This window comes from Williamsia sp. M5A3_1d, from assembly GCF_053345315.1.
In genome coordinates, this window is sequence record NZ_JBKEZX010000001.1 from 1,225,870 (window position 1) to 1,248,064 (window position 22,195).

The following is a 22,195-nucleotide window of genomic DNA, read 5'->3' on the forward strand; positions in this document are numbered from 1 at the left end:
GGGTGTCCGGGACACGGTTCGGCCGCGGCATAGGCTGACTGCCATGCCGCGCCCGAGCCGACCCCTGCTGTCGGTCGATCTCATCGTCGACGCCGCGCTGCGTGCTGTCGACACCGCGGGTGATTTCACGATGCCGGGCGTCGCCGGGGCCTTGAACGTGCGGCCGTCCTCGCTGTACAACCACGTCGGCGGGCGCGGTGAGATCGTGGAACTCCTACGCGAACGGGCGATGTCGGCCGTGACGGTCGATGCGCCGTCAGAGCTCGAGTGGACCGCCGCGATCACCGTCATCGCGCGGTCGTACCGCGACGCCTACGCGGCACACCCGCGGTTGATCCCGCTGCTGACCGCGCACACCGTCCGATCCCACGCCGCGCTGGCCATGTACGAGTCGTTGGCGCGGACGTTCCGCCGCGGCGGCATGTCGGCGCCACAGACCCTCGACGCGATCACCACCCTCGACGCCTTCGTACTGGGCTCGGCATTGGATCTCGCTGCGCCCGTCGAGGTCTGGTCGGTCGAGGGGACCAGCGCCCCCGATCTCGCCGAGGTCCTCGCGCACGCGAACACGCCCGACCGGGCCGACCGGGCGTTCGAGGCCGGCCTCGCGGCGCTCATCGCGGGATGGTCGGAGCTCGTCGCGCGTCGCTGAGGAGCCCGAGGGTGCGACCTCAGCTGTGGCAGTGACCACCGGGTGACGGGGCGACGTCGAGCGAGGGATTGCGGTCGAAGAACCCGAATGGCTTGAGCCAGAACGAGACGGTGTCGGCGGGCATCACCGGCCAGTCCTCGGGCCGGGTGATGTGGTGGACGCCGAACACGTACCAGAGCACGACATCGGTGTTCTCGATCGGGCGATCGGCCTTCGTCCACGCGCCGAGTCCGGTGTCGCCGGCCGACTGGTTCACGAACTCGCCTGCAGGCCAACGTTCGTCGGCGCTGTTCGGGGTCACCCACAGCGTGTGGCCGATGACCTCGGCGCGCGCGAAGATCGGCGACGCGGGGTCGAACATCGACGGGATGGCGTCGCCGGGGATCAGCTTATAGGCCGGATGCGTGCCCAGGCCGTTGGTGGTGTTGGGGTTGACCACCTTCCACGCCCGCTGGCTCGCCCAGTTCATGTCCTGCTTGCCCTCGGACTCCGTCCGCAGCGGTGTGTTGCGCTGCACCAACGACAGTCCGTACGGGTTGTCGGGGCCCATCGGCTCGGCCTCGGTCTCGCTCATCACCACGGTGTTGTCGGTCCCGTCGACGTCGAGATCGAGTCGCGCGACCAGGAAGTGTTGGTGGAACGGCGCATACGTGCGTTCGTCGACGAGTGTGCCGTGCGGGTGGTCGGCGCCGGGCGCGATCGGGGTGGTCACCATGATCCCGGTGGCGCGCACCTCGCACTGGATGTTGCCGTCCTGGTGGAAACGCCAGTACACGAGGTACTCGTAGTTGGCGACGGTCACGTGGAAGCTGACCGTGAGCCGTCGCACGCGACGCACCTCGGCGCCGGCGTCGTGGTCGACGTGCTTCCACAGGACGGCGTCGTCCTCCTCGTGGATGCAGATGGCGTTGGTGATGGTGTACGGCTCGCCGGCGCTGTCGTGCAGCGTCGCATCGAGGTACCGGATCTCGCCGAGGCAGTCGCACCCCAGTTCCAGCGACGTCGTCATGAACCCCAGGCCCCACTCGCCGATGTCGAAGGCGGTGCGTCGGTAGTGGTCCTCGCAGTGGTCGCGGTAGGGAACCATCATCTCCGCGAACGACATCCGGTGCGCGACCGACCTCTCGCGGTCGCCGTCGCGGTAGCTGACCGTGTGCAGCGTCATGCCCTCGCGGTGGTTGAACCCCACCCGCAGCGACCAGTTCTGCCACTGCAACAGATTGCCGTCGAGGGTGAACGACGGACCGTCGGGCTGCGTGATCTCCAACGGCTTCAGGGGTTCTCGCCGCGATTGCGCCCGGATGCGTTCGGGTATCAGCGACGGGACGTACTCACCCATCACCTCCGGTGGATCGATCGCGCCGCCCGCGCCGTCGAACGAGTCCTCGATACGGAGCAGCTCCATCGTGTTCACGTCGATCACGCAGTGCAGCCCCGACACCGGGTGCGCGTAGGGGTTGGCGCCGGGCTCCGAACGCAGCCATGTGTCCGACCAGCCGAGCCGTCGATCGGCCCACTCCGGCGGCATCACCGCGGCGCCGTAGGTCCAGGTGTCCATGAACACCAGGTCGATGTCGGTGATGCCGCGTCGGGCGAGGGCGGCGATCACATCGGGGTGCGCGCGCAGCACGCGGTCGCACTCCTCGAACTCGTCGACGGTGAAATTGGCCTGCACACCGGGGATGTGTTCGAACGACTCGACTGCGCTGTCGGTGAGCGACACCACCGCCTTGTGGGTCTCGTTGCGGGCGCTGTGGAGCAGGGTGACCAGCGCGCGTCGGGTCGGCACCGTGCCGTCGGCCTCGAACGCGGCGAGTTCGGCTTTCCCCGGCTCGGCCATCTCGATCGAGCAGTACCGCCACCCCGGACCCACACCGTGCGCCTGCGCAAGAATGGCGGTCACCGAACGGAACTCGTCGGTGTCGAGGGGGTCGAGGGGATGACTGATCACGTGGGGTGACTCCTGGAGTGGGAGGGAAAACACGCCTGCGCGGCCGGGTTACGACCGCGCAGGCGGGGATCATGGCGGTCCTAGTCGACCGAGCTCATCACATGTTTGATGCGCGTGTAGTCCTCCACGCCATAGCCGGAGAGGTCTTTGCCGTAGCCGGAGTTCTTGAATCCGCCGTGGGGCATCTCGGCGACCAGCGGGATGTGGCAGTTGATCCAGACGCAACCGAAATCGAGGGCGGCCGACATCCGGTTGGCGGTGGCGTGGTCGGTGGTCCACACGCTCGACGCGAGACCGTAGTCGACGCCGTTGGCGAGGGCGATCGCCTCGGCCTCGTCGGTGAACGACTGCACCGTGACGACCGGGCCGAACGTCTCCGCCTGCACCAGCTTGTCGTCCTGATGCACCCCGGTGATCACCGTCGGTTCGACGAAGAACCCCTTCTCGCCCTTGCGCTTGCCGCCGATGGCGACCGTCGCGTGGGGCGGGACGGAGTCGAGGATGGCGGTGACCTTGCCGAAGTGGTCAAGGTTGTTCAACGGGGGCACCGTGACGTCGGCGGTGTAGGCGACGAGCTTGTCGACGAAGGCGTCGTGGATCGAGGAGTGCACGAGGATGCGCGTGACGGCGGTGCAGTCCTGACCGGCGTTGAAGAAGGCCGCGTCGGCGATGGGGGCGACGGACTTCTCGAGGTCGGCGTCGGCGAACACGACCGCCGGTGCCTTGCCGCCGAGTTCGAGGTGCGCCCGCTTGAGGTTCTTCGCCGCCGCGACCGCGACGGCGATACCGGCCCGCACCGAACCGGTGATCGCGACCAGTCCGGGCGTCGGGTGGCTGACGACGGCCGCTCCGGTCTCACCGTTGCCGAGCACGATGTTGAGCACGCCGTCGGGGAGGATGCTCTTGCTGATCTCGGCGAGGACGAGCGTGCTCTCCGGGGTGGTGTCGCTGGGTTTGAGGACGATGGTGTTGCCCGCGGCCAGCGCGGGACCGATCTTCCACAGCGCCATCATCAGCGGGTAGTTCCACGGGGTGACCTGACCGACCACCCCGATCGGCTCGCGCCGGACGTAGGAGGTGAAGCCCTCCATGTACTCGCCGGCGGCCTTTCCCTCGAGCATGCGGGCAGCGCCGGCGAAGAAGCGGATCTGATCGGCGCCGACGGTGACCTCCTCGTCGGCGATCTGCTGATCGGGCTGGCCCGTGTTGCGTGCCTGCGCGGCGACGATCCGATCGGAGTTGGCCTCGATCGCGTCGGCGAGACGCAGCAGTGCCTTCTGGCGGGTCGAGGGTGTGGTGGTGCCCCACGACGCGAAGGCCGCCTTCGCCGCCGCCATGGCCGCATCCACGTCGGCGGCGCTGGAGATGGGGGAGCGGGCCACGACCGTCTCGTCGATCGGGTTGACCACATCGATGACCTCGGTGCCCGTCGCATCGACGAACTCGCCGTTGATCCAGTTTCGCAGCACGGTCGGTGTGGTCATACGGGTGGTTGCCTCCTCAGGCGACGATGGGTGGCTTGTCGATCAGTGTTTCCCGTGTGAGTGGAGGGGTGCCCCTGACAATCTGTCCATCCGATGCCCTTGCACGTGGACGAAACGGAGTAGCGTCGCGGTATCCGCGCAGTTGAAAGGGGTGATCGGAGTGGCGACGACGGTCGGATGGCTCCTCGATCAACGCGCCCTCGACCTGCGGTCGTGCACCGGGCGCCTCGGGCTCGACCGGCCGATCGACTGCGCGCTCACCTCCGAGCTCGTCGACGCCGCCGACTGGCTGTCGGGCGGAGAGCTGCTGCTGACCACGGGGATGCGGTTACCCGACGATCGTGAGGGTCGCCGGCGCTATCTCGCCAGCCTCGCCGACGCCGGTGTCGCGGCAGTCGGCTTCGGGACCGGGCTGGGCTACGACACCGTGCCCGACGACCTCGTCGACATCGGCACCGATCTCGGACTCCCGGTGCTCGAGGTCCCGCTGCCCATCCCGTTCTCCGCGATCGCGCGCACCCTGCTCGACCGCGTCGCCGACGATCGCTACGCGCAGTTCACCCGAGCCGCCCGCAGCCAGCCGGCGATGACCCGGGCCGTCATCGCCGGTGGTGTCCCGGCGCTCGCCGGCGAGCTCGCGGCGGCGCTCGACCACACCGTGGTGGTGATCGACCGTGACGGCCGTGTGGTGTGCAGTCGTCCAGGTGCGGCCGACCCGGCCGCGATGACGCACGTGCGCCGCGCGATCGGTCCCGATCACTGGCGCTCGGGTGGCGCGGCGTCGGCCGCGGGGGTCACGATCACCGCCGACCACACGATCACCGTGCAGCGCATCAGTTCCGGCGGTGCGGTGGTGGGTCACCTCGCGGTGATCGGCGACCGACCGCTGGGTGATCTGCAGCGCGTCTTGGTGGGGCACGCATCGTCGTTGATCACGTTGCAACACAACGGTGCCGGCGACGTCGCCGCCGAACGGGCGCAGCTGCACTCGGACGTGTTGGGGTTCGCGGTGCGCGGCGACCGGTTGCCGGCCACCGCGGAGACGATGCTGCTCCGGGCCGCCGACGGCGACGGTCACGTGCGGGTGGTCGTCTACGAGTTCCGTTCGGCCGCAGTGGCCGTCGACGCCGTAGGTCGATTGTCCTCGGCGCTCGAGCAGAGGTGGCGCCCGGTCTTCTGCACGAGGGACGGCCGGGAGGTGGTGGTGCTGCTCCGCGGGGACGACGACGCCACGACCGCCGAGCTGTTGGCTGCAGGACTCCGGATGCGCGCCGGCCTCGGCGACCCGGTTCCGTTGTGCGACATCGCCGTGTCGACCGGACAGGCCCGCCAGGCCGCTCGGGCCGCCGTCGACGGGGAGGTGGTCGATCTGGTGGCGACGCGATCGGTGTTGGCGATCGACGAGGTCCAGGATGGCCTGCGCGGACTACACGACATACGGCTGCGCCCACTGCTGGATGTACATGCCGCCGGCGGCGCCGACCTCGTGACCACGCTGCGCCGCTTCCTCGAGGCCAACGGACACTGGGAATCCGCGGCCGCAGCGATCGGCGTGCACCGGCACACGTTGCGACAGAGGGTGTTCCGGATCGAAGGCCTCCTCGGCGTCGACCTCGCCGACGCCCGCACCCGCGCCGAACTCCTGCTCATCCTCCTCAGTGGCGACCGCCCGCTCGGGAAACGTCGCTGATCTTTGTGCGCGGCCGATTTCTCTTCGAGATCGGCTTGTGGATGGATGCGTCGCTGCCGCCCAGTTCTGTCGTACCCGCGCGGTAGTGTGGTGATCGGGGCCGTCGCCCATGCGTTATTCGCCCAGCTGTCAACAGGATTCGGTGGATTTGACCCTTGCGCGGTTCTCCGAACGTCCGTACGATTGAGGTATGACCGGGGGATCAATTCTTGCATTGGCCGACTCACTCATCGACGACCACCGCACACGAGACACCGTCGTCGCCGATGATGACGCCTCGATTATCGCTGCCATTCGCGGCGTCGTGGCCTTGCGGGCGGTGGCCGACGACCTGCTCGCACGATTGACCGCCCAGGCCGACCGTGTCGGCGTCGCCCGACGGTCGGGGATGTCGCTGCGGGAAGTGTTGTGTGCCAATGGAGTCGCACCTGCGGTGGCGTCACGCTTGATCCGCCTCGGGCGTGCCCGCGATGTTTTGCCGGGGGTGGCGCGTCATTCCCGCGATGGTTCGGTGTCGGCTGAACACCTCGACGCCGTCGCGCGCGGTATCGACCACGTCGCGCGCCGCACCGGGGAACCACTCGACTCCGATGTCGTGTCGAGTCTCGAGCGGCGGCTGATCGGGTACGCGATCGCCGGGAAGACACCCGCGGAGGTCGTCGCCGATGCCCGCGCTGCTGCGATCGCCCACACCCCCGCCGAAACGCCGAACGTGCCTGTGGCCGAGGACGCCGCATTGAATGAACTGGCGTGGAAACAATCCGACGACGGCCGGTTGCGGGGTGAATTCGACCTCGACGTCGCCACCGGTGAACGACTCGTCACCGCGTTGGATACTGCGTCGCGGCCGCGCCCTGAACCTGACGGCACCCCCGACCCACGGACCGCCGCTCGCCGGCGGGCCGATGCCTTCGCCCAGATGTTGGAGGCCGCGAGCCGCGGACTGTCGCCCGACGCACTGTCCGGGCCACCGTCCACCGAGATCGTCGTGACTGTTCCACTGGAGAGCGTCGAGTCCCGCGCCCCGGAGCCGGCTCGGTTGACCTGGCTCGGACCGATCTCCGACCTGACGACAAAACTTCTGGCTTGCGACGCGAAGGTTCTCGGGATCGGTGTCGACCTCAACGGAGCACCCATCTCCGTCGCCGCCCAGAAACGGTTGTTCACCGGCAACGCACGCAAAGTCGTCCTCACCCGCGACCAGAGCTGCATCAAATGCGGCGCCCCGGCGTCGTGGTGCGACGTCCACCACATCATCCACTTCGCCGACGGCGGACCGACCACCGTCGACAACGGCTGCCTCCTCTGCCGGTCGTGTCACGTCACGGTCCACACCGCCGGCTGGGACATCGTCATGGGCCACGACCGACACCCCTGGCTCATCCCACCCGCAACCATCGACCCACGCCGCGTACCTCTACCGGCCTACAACAGAAGAACTTTGACGACCGCGGAACCGATCGCCGCATAGCGCCGTCATAGAACCAACGCCCCGCATCGGGACGTTCGAGAACCTTGACAACTCCATAGTGTGAGACCCATGGACCTACAGCTGAGCGGGAAGCGCGCCATCGTCACCGGTGGGAGCAGCGGCATCGGAAAGGCCATCGCGAGGGGATTGGCAGCCGAGGGGGCCGATGTCGTGGTGGCGGCGCGTGAGCCGCAACGGCTGGAGGCGACTGCCGCCGAGTTGACGACCGCGGACGGCGGCCGGGTGTTCGCGATCGTCGTCGACACCGCCGATCAGGGGTCGGTCGATCACCTCGTCGAGCAGGCCGTCGCCGAGCTGGGTGGCGTCGACATCCTCGTGAACAGCGCCGCCACACCGTGGAGCGCAGGCAAGCCGACCGAGTTCGACGCCATCACCGATGACGTGGTGCGCGCCGAGATCGAGATCAAGGTGCTGGGTTACCTACGGACCGCGCGGGCGGTGACACCGCACATGGTGGCGCAGGGGTGGGGTCGCATCATCAACATCAGTGGCCTGGGTGCACGCCAGGCGACGTCGATCGCGCACACCGTCCGCAACGTCAGCGTGTCGGCCCTCACGAAGAACCTCGCCGACGAACTCGGACCGAAGGGGATCAACGTCACCGTGGTCCACCCGGGGCTCACCCGCACCGAGCGACTCATTGAACGCCTCACCGAACGTGCTGCACGCGAACAGGTCTCGATGGCGAGTCTGGAGCAGGAGCTCGCGACCAACTCGATCCGGCGGGTCGTCGACGCACCCGAGGTCGCCGACGTCGTGGCGTTCCTCGCATCGCCACGCAGCATCGCCATCACCGGCGACGCGATCGCGGTCGGTGGGGGTGTCCCCGGGCCCGTCTACTACTGAACTCGCTGCTCCGGGCGGGTCGGGGCAGCGCCGGAGGGGGAGGCGCGGGGGGCCAGGCGGGACACGATGCAGCGCGCCACGTCACGTACGGCCGACCGGTCGTGGGTGTAGTACCAGGCATATCGACGATCGGTGAGGGGCCCGCTGTCGCCGAGGTCGCGGGCGACGATGGTGGCGGCGTAGTTCTGGGTCAGGATCGCGAACGCGAACTGGCCCGGGAAACCGGCGTTCGGGCCGTTCGGCCCGCGGACCCCGGGCACGTCGAAGTCGCCGGCCCCGACGACGCCGACGAGGGTGTGCTTGCGGGCGAACTCGGCGTACTGGTGCCCGAACCGGGTCTGGAACGACTCGGCGTTCTGCACCGCGACGACCATGCATCCGGGGGTGATGAGTTCGTCGCCGAGCGAGGTGACCGTGTCGAAGACCCGCATGATGGTCGCGTAGTCGATGATCTGCGGCGGCAGCCGGTCGAGGACGTCGGCCGGGGTCTGCAGGGGCGGTGGGCCCGCCGGGAAGGGTCGGATCATGCGGCCCAGATCGGCGACGGGTCTGCCCGCCGGGGGCTCGCCTGGCCTCCCCAACAGGAACCCCTGCCCGAGCGTCGCCCCGACCGCCCTGGCCGCGGCCATGTCGCTCTCGTCCTCGATGCCCTCGGAGAGGATGTGGGCGCCGGTCGCGGCGGCGTAGTCGATGACGAAGGAAACCGTGTCGGCCGAACCCGGTGCCGTCGGATCGGTGATGATCCGACGGTCGAGCTTCACCACGTCGGGGAGTATCAGCGGGAGAAGTGCCAACGATTCCGGGTTGGGTCCCACGTCGTCGAGGGCGATACCGCAGTCACGTTCGCGCGCCCAGTCGATGGTCGCCAGCACCGCGGCCGGGTTCGCGAGCACGTCACGCTCGGTCAACTCGATGATGATCTGCAGATCGTTGCTGGTGATCTCGCGGAAGCGATCCCCGGGAAAATGCCAGGTCGGAGACGTCCCGAGTGCGGTGGGCTCGACGTTGATGAACACGCTCATCGGCCGGACCAGCTGCTCCCGCAACGACGCGACGACCGCGGCGCGCCGACAGGCCCAGTCGAGTTCGGCGAGGCGCCCCGATCGGCGTGCGAGGTCGAAGAGCTCGAGCGGGGTGACGTCGGGTTCGGCGGGCCAGCGCGACAGGGCCTCGTATCCGACGACCGAACCCGTGGGGAGGTCGACGATGGGCTGGAAAACCGGCTCGACCGGAGACGCGAGGGCGCGCTCGGCGCGCCTGTGGTCGTAGGTCATAGCAGGTCACGCCTGTCTCTAGACGGTCTCCCGAACCCTGTCGATCATCGTTGGCGGAGACCGGTCGCGCAAGAACGTCGACCCCGGAGCGTGTCGGAATCGAGCGATTCACCGACGACCCCCTTCGGCTTCCCCGGCGGGGACGGAGACCGGCCTCACCACGGCGGGTCGGAAAAGTTTGGAACACTGGAGAGGTGACCCCGACCCCTCCCTCGTCCCCCTCCTCGTTCTCGGCACCCACCACCGCTGACTCGACGGCATCGACCGCCCGATCGGCGGAGTTGTTCGCGCGGGCCAGTGGTGTGATCCCGGGTGGCGTGAACTCGCCGGTGCGGGCCTTCTCGTCGGTCGGCGGCACACCGCGGTTCATCACCTCGGCGCAGGGCTGCCGCATGACCGACGCCGACGGCACCACCTACATCGACCTCATCAGCTCGTGGGGCCCGATGATCCTGGGTCACGCCCACCCGACCGTGGTCGAGGCCGTGCAACGTGCCGCGACGACCGGCCTGTCGTTCGGCGCGCCGACCGAAGCCGAGATCGAACTCGCCGAGGAGATCATCGGGCGCGTCGCCCCGGTCGAACGGGTACGACTGGTCAACTCGGGTACCGAGGCGACGATGTCGGCGGTCCGCCTGGCCCGTGGATTCACCGGGCGCACCAAGATCATCAAGTTCGCGGGCTGCTACCACGGCCATGTCGACGCGCTGCTGGCCGACGCGGGCTCGGGCGTCGCGACGCTGGGTCTGCCCACCTCGCCCGGCGTCACCGGCGCCCAGGCCGCCGACACCATCGTCGTGCCCTACAACGACCTCACCGCGGTCGAGGCGGCGTTCGCCGAGAACCCCGACGCCGTCGCCTGTGTGATCACCGAGGCCGCCGCGGGAAACATGGGTGCCATCGCGCCGGCGCCCGGGTTCAACGCCGGACTGAAGGAGCTGACCGCCCGCAACGGAGCGCTGCTGATCGTCGACGAGGTGATGACCGGCTTCCGGGTCAGCCCGTCGGGTTGGTTCGGCATCGACGGCGTCGCCGGCGACCTCTACACCTTCGGCAAGGTCATGAGCGGCGGTCTGCCCGCCGCCGCGTTCGGCGGGCGGGCCGACATCATGGACCACCTGGCGCCGGCCGGGCCGGTCTACCAGGCGGGCACGCTGTCGGGGAACCCCGTCGCCGTCGCCGCCGGACTGGCCACACTGCGCACCGCCGACGCCGCGGTCTACGCCGCGCTCGACGCCAACTCCCACCGGCTCGGCGACCTCATCACCGACGCTCTCACCGCCGCCGGGGTCGGCCACCGCGTGCAATACGCGGCGAACATGGTCAGTGTGTTCTTCACCTCCACCCCCGAGGTGGCGATCACGAACTATGCCGCGGTGCGCAACAGCGAGACCTGGCGGTTTGCGCCGTTCTTCCATGCGCTGCTGGCACGGGGTGTGTACCCGCCGCCGAGCGCGTTCGAGGCGTGGTTTGTGTCCGCAGCGCTCGACGAGGATGCTTTCGGTGTCCTGGCCGACGCGATGCCTGCGGCGGCCGCCGCGGCTGCCGCGGCCACGTCCGGCGAGGAGCTCCACTGATGCAGCGCACCATCGTGCACATGATGCGACACGGCGAGGTGCACAACCCCGACGGCATCCTCTACGGCCGTCTGCCGCATTTCGGGTTGTCGACCACCGGCACCCGACAGGCCGGCCGCGTCGCCGACGAGCTCGCCGACCACGACATCACCGCCGTCTTCGCCTCCCCGCTGCAGCGCGCCCAGGAGACCGCCACCCCCATCGCCGAGCGCCACGGGCTGTCGATCATCACCGACGAGGGCCTCATCGAGGCCGAGAACGTCTTCGAGGGACTGAAGGTGTCGATCGGCGACGGTGCCCTGCGCCGCCCGCGGCACTGGCCGAAGATGCGCGACCCGTTCACGCCGTCGTGGGGTGAGCCCTACATCCAACTCGCCCACCGCATGCTGGCCGTCGCCACCAAGGCCCGCGACGCCGCCCGCGGTCACGAGGCCGTCTGCGTCAGCCACCAGCTGCCCGTCTACACGCTGCGTCGCTTCCTCGAGGGCCAGCGTCTGTGGCACGACCCGCGCCGCCGGCAGTGTTCGCTGGCCTCGCTCACCAGCCTCCTCTACGACGGCGACGCCCTCGTCGACATCGTGTACTCCGAGCCGGCCGGCGCGTCCGACCCACTCGCCACGGGGGCGTGACCCCAGCTGTGAGGACAGGCGCGGTGCTCGCGGCCATCGTGGCGCTGGTGGTGGTCCTCGCCGGCTGCGGTACCGGCGACGACGCCGTCGCCCAGGGCGACACCTTCGAGTTCGTGTCACCGAACGGTCAGACCTCGATCACCTACGACCCGCCGGCGTCACGCAAACGTGTCCAGGAGCTCCGCGGCGAGAACGTCGTCGACAACAGCCCGCTCGCGCTGTCGGACTTCACCGGCGACGTCGTCGTGGTGAACGTCTGGGGCCAGTGGTGCGCGCCGTGTCGTGCCGAGGTCGGCGACCTCGAGCAGACCTTCGAACGGACCCGCAGCCTCGGCGTCGCGTTCCTCGGCATCAACTTCCGCGACAACCAGACCGACGCGCAGGACTACATCGCCAACAACAAGCTCGCCTACCCGTCGATCTTCGACTACCCCGGCCGCACCCTGGTCCGCCTCACCACGCCGACCTCGGTGGTGCCGACGACCGTCGTCCTCGACCGCTATCACCGTGCGGCGGCGGTGTTCCTGCGGACGATCTCCGCCGAGGAACTCGAACCGCTCGTCCGGCGCCTCGCCGCCGAACCCTACGACGGACCGTCGGCGACGCCCTCGGCCTCGACCACCCCGTCGCCCGCCCGGGTGCCGTCGTGAGCACCGTGACGCTGGCCTCGGGTATCGGCGAGACCTTCGCCTCCACCGTCAGCACCGGACCGATCCTCCTCGCGCTCGGCGCCTGCGCGATCGCCGGACTGGTGTCGTTCGCCTCGCCGTGTGTGGTGCCACTGGTGCCGGGCTACCTGTCGTATCTCGCCGGTCTCGTCGGCGCCGAGGCGCCACCGGTGCGCCCGGGCGAACCGAAGTCGACCGGCCGTGCCCGGGTGGCCGGTGCCGCACTGCTGTTCGTGCTCGGGTTCACCGTCGTGTTCGTGCTCGCCACCGCCACGGTCTTCGGCATCACGTCGGCATTCGTGCTCAATCGTGATGTGCTGCAACGCATCGGCGGTGTCGTGACCATCGCGATGGGCCTGGTGTTCATCGGCTTGGTCCCGATGTTGCAGCGCGACGCGCGATTCCATCCCCGGCTGGTGTCGAACCTCGTCGGCGCACCGCTGCTCGGCGCGGTGTTCGCGCTCGGCTGGACGCCGTGCCTGGGGCCCACGCTGGCCGCGGTCATCGCGACCGCCAGCGGCACCGAGGGTTCCACCGCGGTGCGCGGGGTCACCCTGATCATCGCCTACTGCCTCGGGCTGGGCCTGCCCTTCGTGATCCTCGCGTTCGGTTCGGCGAGCGCCCTGCGCGCGGTCGGCTTCATGCGTCGCCACGCCCGCACGATTCAGGTCGTCGGCGGCGTGCTGCTCATCGCGGTCGGCATCGCGCTCGTCACCGGGATGTGGGACTCGTTCGTCACCTGGGTGCGCGACGCGTTCGTCACCAACACGGAGTTGCCGATATGACCGACACCATCGTCCGCGACGCCGGTCCCGCCGCGTCGCCACCGCCACCGGTGTGGAAACGGCGACTCGTGTGGCCCGCCCGCAACCTGTGGCGGTCACTGACGTCGATGCGCACGGCGCTCGCGCTGCTGTTCCTGCTGGCGCTGGCCGCCGTACCCGGTGCGCTGCTGCCGCAGCGTGAACTGAACTCGCAGAAGACCCAGGCCTACATCGACGACCACGGCCTCCCGGCCCGGATCCTCGACCGGCTGCAGTTCTTCGAGGTGTTCTCCAGCGTCTGGTTCACCGCGATCTACGTGCTGCTGTTCATCTCGCTGGTCGGCTGCCTCACGCCGCGCCTCATCGAACACGGCAAGGCCCTGCGCGCGACACCGGTCGCCGCACCCCGCAACTTCACCCGCCTGCCCCGCCACGACCGCCACGAGGTCGACGGCGACGCAGGCGAGATCGCCGACCGCGTGATGGGCAACCTTCGCGGATGGCGACGCACGAAGACCACCCGCACCGTCACCGGCCCCGACGGCGAACAGACCGAGATCATCGAGATCTCCGCCGAGAAGGGCTACCTGCGCGAGTTCGGCAACCTCGTGTTCCACTTCGCGCTGCTCGCGCTGCTGGTGTCGATCGCGGCCGGGAAGATGTGGGGCTACGAGGGCACCCGCATCCTCGTCGCCGACGGCCAGCAGGGCCTGTGCAACACCTCGACCGCGGTGTACGACTCGTTCCGCGGCGGCAACCTCGTCGACGGCACCGACCTCGCGCCGTTCTGCGTGCAGGTCGACGACTTCACCGCCAAGTACCTGCCCAGCGGCCAGGCCGACATGTACTCCGCCCGCGTCGACTACCAGGCCGGTTCCGATCTCGAGAACGACCGCACGAAGTCGGCCACCCTGAAGGTCAACGACCCGCTGCGCGTCGCCGGCGACCGCGTGTACCTCCTCGGTCACGGCTACGCCCCGACGTTCACAGTCACCTTCCCGGGCGGGGAGAAGCGCACCCAGACCGTGCCGTTCACCCCGAACGAGGCCGTCACGCTGCTGTCCTCGGGCGCCGCCCGATTCGACACCCCCGCCGGGCTGTACCCCGACTCCGACGTGCGTCGCAAGAACCAGATCGCCGTCGAGGGCCTGTTCGCCCCGACCGCCCTGTTGACCGGTGCGACCGGCTCGCTGCTGTCGTCGTCGTTCCCCGAGGCGCGCGACCCACAGGTCGCGATCCGCATCTACAAGGGCGACACCGGTCTCGACACCGGGCGCCCGCAGAACGTCTACTCGCTCGACCAGAACCTCATCAACCAGGGACGTCTGCTGCAGAAAGCGCAGGTCAACCTCGCGGTCGGGCAGTCGAGCACCATCGACGACGGCACCACCGTCCGCTTCGACGGGTACCAGCAGTGGGTGTCGCTGCAGGTGAGTCACGACCCCGCGCAGCAGTACGTGCTGATCTCGGCGATCGCGATGCTCGTCGGGCTGCTGGTGTCGCTGCTGATCAAACGACGTCGGGTGTGGGCGCGGATCACACCTGACGGTTCCGCCGCCGCTGACAAACGACATACAGTAGTAGAGATGGCGGGTCTCGCCCGGACCGATCAGGCCGGGTGGGGCGAGGGTTTCGGTGACCTCGTCCGCAGACTCCTCGAGATCGACCCACCCGGCGCACGCACCGCGCGCACCGGCGAAAGGTGACACCTGTGAACATCGACGAGAACCTGTCCCGGTACTCCGATCTGCTCTTCGGCACCACGCTCACGCTGTACGTGCTGGCGATGATCATGTTCCTGGCCGCCCTCGCGTCGTCGCGCACCACGACCGCGGTGCCGGCCGCGGCCGAGGCGAACGTGCTGGTGAAGGCGGGCGGCGGCAACGACGTCCGCATCCCGGCCCAGGCGACCGACATCCGGGTGCCCGGCAAGATCGGTCCGCAGACGCGCACACCGTTCGGTGAGCGCATCGCGAAGATGGCGTTCCCGGTGGTGATCGTCGGCGCGCTGGCCCACGTCGGGTCGATCGTGATCCGCGGCCTGGCGACCGACCGTATGCCCTGGGGCAACATGTACGAGTTCATCAGCCTGTCGTGCGCGGCGGGTGTCGTCGCCGGCATCGTGGTCCTGCGTCGCCCGGAGAACCGACCGCTGCTGTCGTTCGTGCTCGTCCCGGTCGCCCTGCTGATGTTCATCGCGGGCCGCTGGCTCTACACCCAGGCCGCGCCTGTCGTCCCCGCCCTGAAGTCCTACTGGCTCGCCATCCACGTCTCCATCGTGTCGGTGGGCTCGGGGGTGTTCCTGGTCTCCGGTGTCGCCAGCGCGCTGTATCTGATCAAGCTGCGCTACCCCGAGGCCGGGAACGGCATCGGTGGACGCATCCTCGACCGCCTGCCGAGTGCACAGGCACTCGACCGGCTGGCCTACAAGACCGTCGTGTTCGCGTTCCCGCTGTTCGGCCTCGGCGTGATCTGCGGCGCCATCTGGGCCGAGGCGGCCTGGGGACGCTTCTGGGGTTGGGACCCCAAGGAGACGGTCTCGTTCATCGCCTGGATCATCTACGCGGCCTATTTGCACGCCCGCGCGACCGCGGGGTGGCGCAACACCTCGGCGGCATGGATCAACATCGCCGGATTCGTGGCGATGCTGTTCAACCTGTTCATCATCAATCTGGTGGTGTCCGGGCTGCATTCCTACGCCGGCCTGTAGGAGTTCCGCCGCAGCGTCGTGACGGTACGCAGTGCTACCGATAAACAGCGACGCCGGCGACAAACAATGCCAACGAACAATGGTGAGTCGCGGGAATGATCCCGCGACTCACCCTTGTGTTGTGAGAAGACTCAGATGCCGTCGCGCAGGTTCTGCTGGCGCACGACCTTCAGCAATTCGATGATGGTGTCGATGGTCGACACCGACAGCTCACCGTGCCGGAACGCGGCGAGATGGGCACCGGTCTCGGCGGCCATCGCGACGTATTCGCGCTGCTGCTCGACCCGCTTGAGGTCCTCGTCCGGATCGGACAGGAAGTAGGTCACGCTGATCTCGAACGCGCGCGAAATCGCCTCCACCGTACGGAAAGACGGTGTCTTTGCCTTGCCGGTGCGCAGCTGGGAGATGTAGGCGTCGCTCAGCGTGTAACCGAGTCGATTCGCCTTCAGGGCGATCTTCTTCCCGGTGTAGGGAATTCCGTTCTCATCGCGAACGGTGTCGAACAGTTCATTGAGACTCTCGGCAAAAGACCGGGCTGTGTGAACGTCGCTCGTCGTGGTCATTCGTGCTCCCCGATCTAGAGAAGATGACCGACCAGATCACCTTCGCAGCAGATTGAACTCAACTGTGCGGACAAGAACATGTCCGCCTTGCGTCTATTTCTGCTGTGAACTCTACCTTTAGTGGTCGTTCATCAGGTACTACGAGCGCAACACCGCTCAGGAACCCGTCCCGGGGCGCGGATCGTCGGCGTCGGGCGTCGGGGGAGTGGCCGTGTCGTCGCCGGTCGGATCGGTGCCGTTCGGGTCGCGCCGGGGGCTGCGCGGGGCGCGGCGATCGTGGCCGAGATCGAGCAGGAAGTCCGGATCGTCGTCGGGGCCGATGGGGCCGCGTCGAGACGACGTCGGTGCGCTGCGCGTCGTCGTGTCCGGCCCGAACGCCCTCCACACGAGATAGGCGACACCTATCGCGACGACCAGGGCAACGACGACGACCACGAGAAACCTCCACGAACTCTTTGGTGATTCCACGTTACGGGAGTCCGACGAATCGGGCTGTCGGTGCTGGTCGCAGGGCGACGACCGTCGGGCGTGACGACGACCGCGGGCCGACACCCGGGGTGATACCGGGTGCCGGCCCGCGGGCTCGACGAGAGGTGCGGCGAGGTCAGTCGGTCTTGCGGTTGAGCAGGGCCACGACGTCGGCCTCACGGAACCGACGGTGACCGCCAGGGGTGCGGATGGCACCGAGCAGGCCGGAGCTGGCCCAGCGGGCCACGGTCTTGGGGTTGACGTTGAACATCGCCGCGACCTGTCCGGGCGTCAGGGTGTGCTGGCTGGCCACCCGCGGCGTGATCGGCATCGACGACGAGAGGGTGCCCCCGGGCATGGCGTTGAATGCTGCAGACATGTGTCGTTCTCCTCGTACTGGGCCTGTGACCGTCGACCGAGGCCGGCGGTGGTGGGCATCTGATCTGGCTGTGATCGATGAAACGGGTGTTTCGCTGCCCGACAACATGATTACACCGAGAATCAAAGGTGTTCGAACCGTCAGCTGTTGGTAAATCAATGGTAAAAATCGGGCATCGCGGGCGTGGGGCCCTCTCGACGTAGGCTGGCGGGGTGAACGAACGCGATACATCCGCCAGTCAGCCCGGTCCCGCAGGTGCCCCCACGGGCCCGAACCAGCCCGGTGCCGGACGCGGCCTGGCGACGGCTCTGATCCTGTACACCGTTGCGCGCCTTGGGCTTGTCATCGTGTTGGCCGCGCTCATCTACGGCATCGGACACCTCGCCGGGGTCGACGTGCCGATCCTCGTCGCGGCGATCTTCGCGGTCGTGACCGCGCTGCCGCTGGGCATGCTGTTGTTCAAGCGGCTGCGCACCGACGTCAATTCCGCCATCGCCGCGGTCGACGCCGACCGCCGCGCCAAGCGCGACGCGCTGCAGGCACGGTTGCAGGGATCGCAGCGTCCCGACGGTTCCGGCGACCCCCAATCGTGACGCCGGTGGGCCCGCTGGTCGACCACCGGGCGTCACGCGACTGGGTCGATACCGCGATCCGGCTCATCGAGGCCGACGCCACCCGTAGCGCCGACACCCACCTGGTGCGGTTCCCGCTCCCGGAGTGGTCGCGGTTCGTCGGCGCCGACGGTGAACCCACCGCCATCGATCTGTATCTGAAGGACGAGAGCACCCACATCACGGGTTCGCTCAAGCACCGCCTGGCGCGGTCGCTGTTCCTCTACGCGCTGTGCAACGGCTGGATCACCGAGACGACACCGGTCATCGAGGCGTCGTCGGGGTCGACCGCGGTCTCCGAGGCGTACTTCGCGGCCCTGATCGGGGTGCCGTTCGTGGCGGTGATGCCGCGCAGCACCTCCACCGCGAAGGTCGCCCTCATCGAGCGCCAGGGCGGTCGGTGCCACTTCGTCGATTCGCCGTCGGAGGTCTACACCGCCGCTGCCGCCCTCGCCGACGAGCTCGGTGGGCACTTCATCGACCAGTTCACGATGGCCGAGCGGGCCACCGACTGGCGCGGCAACAACAACATCGCCGAGTCGATCTACCAGCAGCTGACCCTCGAGCGACACCCCATCCCGACATGGGTCGTCGTTGGCGCGGGCACCGGCGGCACCTCGGCCACCATCGGCCGCTACATCCGCTACCGGCGCCACCCCACGTGGCTCTGCGTGGTCGATCCGGAGAACTCGGTGTTCCATCCCGCCTACGCCTCCGGCGACGGGTCGGTGACATCAGCGGTCGGGTCGAAGATCGAGGGCATCGGGCGACCGCGCGTGGAGCCGTCGTTCGTGTCGCAGGTGATCGACGCGATGCTGCGGGTCCCCGACGCCGCGTCGGTGGCCACCGCGCGTCTCGTCTCCGAGAACCTCGGCCGCCGCGTCGGCGGGTCGACCGGCACCAACGTGTGGGGCGCCTTCGCCGTCATCGCCGACATGCTCGCCGCGGGTACCGGCGGCAGCGTGGTGACGCTGCTCTGCGACGGCGGCGACCGCTACGGCGACACCTACTTCGACGACGACTGGGTCGCCGGGTGCGGCTGGTCGCTCGACGAACCGCGCGCCGTGCTCGACGAGTTCTGGACCGACGGCCGGTGGACCGCATGAGTGCCGCGCCCGACGCCGTGCACGCTCCGGCGATCGAGGCCACCGACCTCGTGCGCGAGTACCGCATGGGCGAGGAGACCGTCCGCGCCCTCGACGGCCTCACCCTGCGCCTCGACGGCGGCCAGTTCGTGTCAGTGGTGGGTCCCTCGGGTGCGGGCAAGTCGACCCTGCTGCACGTGATCGGGGCCCTCGACGCACCCGACTCCGGGCGCATCGTGGTCTCGGGTTCTGACATCGGGTCGCTCAACGACGACGAGCAGTCCGAGTTCCGCAGGCGCACCATCGGGTTCATCTTCCAGTTCTTCAACCTGGTCCCGACGATGTCGGCGTGGGAGAACGTCGCGCTGCCACGGTTGCTCGACGGGACGTCGCTGCGGAAGTCGAAGGCCGACGCGGTGGCGCTGCTCGACCGCGTGGGGCTCGGCAACCGCGCCGGTCACCGGCCGTCTGAGCTGTCGGGCGGTCAGATGCAGCGCGTCGCGATCGCGCGGTCGCTGATCATGGATCCGCGGATCGTGCTCGCCGACGAGCCGACCGGCAACCTCGACTCGCACACCGGCGCCTCGATCCTCGGGCTGCTGGCCGAACTGGCGCACGACGACTCGGGCCGACTGGTGCTGATGGTCACCCACGACACGAAGGCCGCCGAGTTCGCCGACACCACCGTCACCGTCCGCGACGGGCGGATCGAAGCGTAGATGTCGGGGGACAGGGGGACGCGCTTCCGGTTCGATCCGGTCGCGACGTGGACACGGGTGCGGGTGCTCAACCTGCGCGAGCTGCGCAGCCACCGGCTGCGGGTGATCACCTCGCTGATGGTGATCACGGTGTCGTCGACGCTGCTCGTCGCGGTGCTCGGTACCTACGGGTCGATCACCGCCTCGGTGCGCGAGCTGTCGGCGACGGTGGCCGGGACCGCCGACCTCGACGTCACCTCCGTCGGCGACAGCGGTCTCGACGCATCGCTGGTCTCCGAGATCCGCTCGCAGGTGCCGCAGGCCTCGACCGTCGCGCCGCTGATCCAGGACACCGTCTACCTCGACGCGAAACCGGTCACCGTGCTCGGTGCCGACGTGTCGATCCTCGGTCTCGGCGGCGCGCTGCGCGAGGTGCTCGCCGGTGGCGGATCGGGTGCGGCGCAGGCGCTGTCACCGACCGGCCCCGACGCCTCGACGTCGATCGCCGTCGGGCCCGGACTCGGTCTCACCGCGGGGCAGAAGGTGACGGTCGGCGGCATCGAGGTCACGGTGGCCGGCGTCGTCGACAGCCCGGCGGCCAAGCCGATCAACGGGGGTCGGTTCATCGCGGCGTATCTGCCGCTGGCGCAACGACTCACCGACAAGCAGGGGCGCCTCGACTCGATCCTCATCGGCGCCGCCCCCGGCGTCGACAAGGCCGCGCTGCGCACCTCGATCGACCGTGTGGTCGCCGGACGCGCCGCGGTCAACCGGCCCGACTACCGCGCGGGTCAGGTCGAGACGGCCAGCTCCGTGACCCGTGACTCGACGCTGCTCGTCGCGCTGATCTCGCTGGTGATCGCGGCGTTCCTGGTGTTCAACACGATGAACATGGCCGTCGCGTCGCGGCGACAGATGCTGGCCATGGTCCGCGCGATCGGTGGGCGCCGTGGGCAACTCGTGCGCGACCTCATCGGCGAGGCCGCCCTGTTCGGGTTGGTCGGAGGCCTGATCGGGATCCCGGTCGGGGTGCTCGCCGGCCGGTGGATCATCGGCAGGCTCCCCGAGGTGTCGTCCGACGCCGTCGGCGCGACGGTCGGCTATCACCTGCCCTGGTATGTCGGCCCGATCGCGGTGGTCGCGTGCATCGCGTCGTGCGTGGCGGCGAGTGTGCTCGCCGCGCGGTCGGTGTTCGCGCTGTCGCCGATCGAGGCGATGGTGCCCGGCGAGGTGCTCGCCCGCGACCGCGGCCCGGGGCTGGTGGTGTGGCTCGCCGGCATCGGCGGACTGGGCCTCGTCGGGGCGGGATGGCTGATCGCGCACACCGTGCAGGGTCGGCTCGTGTTCGGTGGCGCCGTGCTCACCAGCATCGGGACCCTGCTCTTCTTCTTCGCGATCACCGGCCCGCTGATCCGTGCGGTGACGGCGTTGGCCGCGCGACTCGGCGGTCCGGGGACGCTCGCCGCGGTCAACACCGAACGCTCCCCGCGCCGCGCCTGGGCGACGCTGATGACGGTCACTGTCGCGGTGTCGGTCGGCGTCGGGACGTCGGGTGCGATGAACGATCTCGTGGGGTCGGTGTCGGGGGCGCTCGACGGTCTCGCCGATCCCGATCTCTACGTCTCGTCGCAGCCGGTGGAGAACATCCCGAGCGGGCCGGTCCTCGACTCGGGTGTCGCCGGCCGCGTCGCCGCGGTGCCCGGTGTCGCCGCGGTCGTCGGCGGGCAGTGGGCGACGGTGAACGTGGGCGAGGCGCGGATCCTCGTCCAGGGTCTCGCGCCGGGCATCCAGGCCCCGTACGTGAAGAAGACGTCGCCGAAGGTGTTGCGTCGGGTGCTCGCCGGCGAGGGTGTCGTGGTGTCGAAGGTGCTCGCGCGGACGCTCAAACTCGGTGTGGGCGACGGGTTCCGGCTCGCGACGCCCACCGGGTTCCACGAGCTGCCGATCCTGCAGACCGTCGACTACGTGACCCTCGACTCCGGTACCGCGGCGATCTCCGATCAGCTTCTCTCGCAATGGTTCCAGCGCCCTGGCAACACGTTCCTGCAGGTGCGGTACGCGCCGGGGGTCGACGGCGCGCAGGTGCGACGCGCGGTGGACGCCGCCGCGCAGACCGACGCCGACCCGTCGCGCCCGGTGTTCGTCTACAGCGGCGCCGAGACGCTCGACGCGACCCGCGCCTCGGTGAAGCAGTCGGGCGCGTTCACCATCGCCATCCAGTGGATCGTTGCGCTGGTCGCGGCGGTCGCCCTGCTCAACACGTTGCTGCTGTCGGTGATCGAGCGGCGCCGCGAACTCGGGGTGCTGCGTGCGATGGGTGCGTCGCGCCGCTTCGTGTCACGGATGGTGCTCGCCGAGGCGGCGTCGATCGCCGCGGTCGGGGCGGTGCTGGGTGTCGCGAGCGGCGAGTTGCTGCACATCGTGAGCGACCGGGTGCTGGGCACCACCACCTCGGTCGACATCGGCTACCACCCGCAGGCCTCCACGATCCTCTACGTCGTCGTCGCGTTCGTGCTCTGCACCGCCGGCGCGTTCCTGCCGGCCGCGCGCGCCGCGCGGATGAACATCAGCGAAGCCGTTCTCGACGAGTAGCGCGAGACCCCCGGAATATCCGTCGTCAATAAATGTTGACAACTCCGTGAGCGTCAACTTAA

General features: G+C 69.0%; 20 protein-coding genes. 14 read left to right on the forward strand and 6 right to left on the reverse strand.

The features are described from left to right. Nucleotides 1-43: 43 nt before the first annotated feature. Nucleotides 44-652, forward strand: a complete 609-nt coding sequence (locus tag ACLBW1_RS05725) for a TetR/AcrR family transcriptional regulator C-terminal domain-containing protein (RefSeq protein ID WP_447810621.1) — start codon at nucleotides 44-46, stop codon at nucleotides 650-652. A gap of 19 nt (nucleotides 653-671) precedes the next feature. Here ACLBW1_RS05725 and ACLBW1_RS05730 read toward each other — a convergent pair whose 3' ends face one another. Both ACLBW1_RS05730 and ACLBW1_RS05735 read right to left on the reverse strand, forming a co-directional pair. Beyond that, nucleotides 672-2,603, reverse strand: a complete 1,932-nt coding sequence (locus ACLBW1_RS05730) for a primary-amine oxidase (protein ID WP_447810623.1) — start codon at nucleotides 2,601-2,603, stop codon at nucleotides 672-674. A gap of 80 nt (nucleotides 2,604-2,683) precedes the next feature. Continuing rightward, nucleotides 2,684-4,087: an aminobutyraldehyde dehydrogenase gene (locus tag ACLBW1_RS05735; protein WP_447810624.1), complete on the reverse strand. Its 1,404-nt coding sequence runs from the start codon at nucleotides 4,085-4,087 to the stop codon at nucleotides 2,684-2,686. A gap of 160 nt (nucleotides 4,088-4,247) precedes the next feature. On the opposite strand from ACLBW1_RS05735, the gene ACLBW1_RS05740 reads away from it, so the two are divergent. The 3 genes from ACLBW1_RS05740 (at nucleotide 4,248) to ACLBW1_RS05750 (ending at nucleotide 8,115) form a co-directional block, all read left to right on the forward strand. Continuing rightward, nucleotides 4,248-5,777, forward strand: coding sequence for a PucR family transcriptional regulator (locus ACLBW1_RS05740; RefSeq protein WP_447810626.1), 1,530 nt, complete (start codon nucleotides 4,248-4,250; stop codon nucleotides 5,775-5,777). 190 nt (nucleotides 5,778-5,967) lie between these two features. Beyond that, nucleotides 5,968-7,248 (forward strand): DUF222 domain-containing protein, encoded by a 1,281-nt coding sequence (locus ACLBW1_RS05745; protein WP_447810627.1) that lies wholly within the window; start codon nucleotides 5,968-5,970, stop codon nucleotides 7,246-7,248. Between the two features lie 69 nt (nucleotides 7,249-7,317). Continuing rightward, nucleotides 7,318-8,115, forward strand: a complete 798-nt coding sequence (locus ACLBW1_RS05750) for an SDR family NAD(P)-dependent oxidoreductase (RefSeq protein WP_447810628.1) — start codon at nucleotides 7,318-7,320, stop codon at nucleotides 8,113-8,115. On the opposite strand, the gene ACLBW1_RS05755 is transcribed toward ACLBW1_RS05750, so the two are convergent. After that, nucleotides 8,109-9,389 carry an EAL domain-containing protein gene (locus ACLBW1_RS05755; protein WP_447810630.1) on the reverse strand — a complete coding sequence of 427 codons (1,281 nt, stop codon included), beginning with the start codon at nucleotides 9,387-9,389 and terminating at the stop codon, nucleotides 8,109-8,111. The two genes, ACLBW1_RS05750 and ACLBW1_RS05755, sit on opposite strands and share 7 nt — an antisense overlap. Nucleotides 9,390-9,583: 194 nt before the next feature. Here ACLBW1_RS05755 and hemL point away from each other — a divergent pair, with 194 nt between their 5' ends. From hemL to ccsB, 6 genes are read left to right on the forward strand one after another with little or no spacing between them, the layout of a single operon-like run. Beyond that, entirely contained in the window at nucleotides 9,584-10,966 is a 1,383-nt protein-coding gene (gene hemL, locus ACLBW1_RS05760) for a glutamate-1-semialdehyde 2,1-aminomutase (RefSeq protein WP_447810631.1), read from the forward strand. Further along, nucleotides 10,966-11,595, forward strand: a complete 630-nt coding sequence (locus tag ACLBW1_RS05765; protein WP_447810632.1) for a histidine phosphatase family protein — start codon at nucleotides 10,966-10,968, stop codon at nucleotides 11,593-11,595. Before hemL ends, ACLBW1_RS05765 begins: the two co-directional genes overlap by 1 nt. Beyond that, nucleotides 11,592-12,245: a TlpA family protein disulfide reductase gene (locus ACLBW1_RS05770; RefSeq protein ID WP_447810633.1), complete on the forward strand. Its 654-nt coding sequence runs from the start codon at nucleotides 11,592-11,594 to the stop codon at nucleotides 12,243-12,245. Before ACLBW1_RS05765 ends, ACLBW1_RS05770 begins: the two co-directional genes overlap by 4 nt. After that, the gene (locus ACLBW1_RS05775) at nucleotides 12,242-13,048 is read left to right on the forward strand and encodes a cytochrome c biogenesis CcdA family protein (RefSeq protein WP_447810634.1); all 807 of its coding nucleotides are present in this window, start codon (nucleotides 12,242-12,244) and stop codon (nucleotides 13,046-13,048) included. Before ACLBW1_RS05770 ends, ACLBW1_RS05775 begins: the two co-directional genes overlap by 4 nt. Beyond that, complete coding sequence (gene resB, locus ACLBW1_RS05780) at nucleotides 13,045-14,733, forward strand: cytochrome c biogenesis protein ResB (protein ID WP_447810635.1); 1,689 nt, start codon at nucleotides 13,045-13,047, stop codon at nucleotides 14,731-14,733. Before ACLBW1_RS05775 ends, resB begins: the two co-directional genes overlap by 4 nt. Before the next feature lie 5 nt (nucleotides 14,734-14,738). After that, nucleotides 14,739-15,737, forward strand: a complete 999-nt coding sequence (gene ccsB, locus ACLBW1_RS05785; RefSeq protein ID WP_447810636.1) for a c-type cytochrome biogenesis protein CcsB — start codon at nucleotides 14,739-14,741, stop codon at nucleotides 15,735-15,737. 131 nt (nucleotides 15,738-15,868) lie between these two features. On the opposite strand, the gene ACLBW1_RS05790 is transcribed toward ccsB, so the two are convergent. The 3 genes from ACLBW1_RS05790 to ACLBW1_RS05800 form a co-directional block, all read right to left on the reverse strand. Further along, nucleotides 15,869-16,300: a helix-turn-helix domain-containing protein gene (locus tag ACLBW1_RS05790; protein ID WP_447810637.1), complete on the reverse strand. Its 432-nt coding sequence runs from the start codon at nucleotides 16,298-16,300 to the stop codon at nucleotides 15,869-15,871. 156 nt (nucleotides 16,301-16,456) lie between these two features. Then, the gene (locus ACLBW1_RS05795) at nucleotides 16,457-16,735 is read right to left on the reverse strand and encodes a hypothetical protein (protein WP_447810638.1); all 279 of its coding nucleotides are present in this window, start codon (nucleotides 16,733-16,735) and stop codon (nucleotides 16,457-16,459) included. Between the two features lie 169 nt (nucleotides 16,736-16,904). Further along, nucleotides 16,905-17,147, reverse strand: coding sequence for a BldC family transcriptional regulator (locus ACLBW1_RS05800; protein ID WP_447810639.1), 243 nt, complete (start codon nucleotides 17,145-17,147; stop codon nucleotides 16,905-16,907). Nucleotides 17,148-17,359: 212 nt separating this feature from the next. On the opposite strand from ACLBW1_RS05800, the gene ACLBW1_RS05805 reads away from it, so the two are divergent. From ACLBW1_RS05805 to ACLBW1_RS05820, 4 genes are read left to right on the forward strand one after another with little or no spacing between them, the layout of a single operon-like run. After that, the gene (locus tag ACLBW1_RS05805) at nucleotides 17,360-17,740 is read left to right on the forward strand and encodes a DUF4229 domain-containing protein (RefSeq protein ID WP_447810640.1); all 381 of its coding nucleotides are present in this window, start codon (nucleotides 17,360-17,362) and stop codon (nucleotides 17,738-17,740) included. A gap of 5 nt (nucleotides 17,741-17,745) precedes the next feature. Beyond that, nucleotides 17,746-18,864: a PLP-dependent cysteine synthase family protein gene (locus ACLBW1_RS05810; RefSeq protein ID WP_447810641.1), complete on the forward strand. Its 1,119-nt coding sequence runs from the start codon at nucleotides 17,746-17,748 to the stop codon at nucleotides 18,862-18,864. Beyond that, a complete protein-coding gene (locus tag ACLBW1_RS05815; RefSeq protein WP_447810642.1) occupies nucleotides 18,861-19,562 on the forward strand; it encodes an ABC transporter ATP-binding protein in 702 nt (233 codons plus the stop codon). The genes ACLBW1_RS05810 and ACLBW1_RS05815 overlap by 4 nt, the downstream gene beginning before the upstream one ends. Then, complete coding sequence (locus tag ACLBW1_RS05820; protein ID WP_447810643.1) at nucleotides 19,563-22,133, forward strand: FtsX-like permease family protein; 2,571 nt, start codon at nucleotides 19,563-19,565, stop codon at nucleotides 22,131-22,133. The last annotated feature ends 62 nt before the right edge of the window (nucleotides 22,134-22,195 follow it).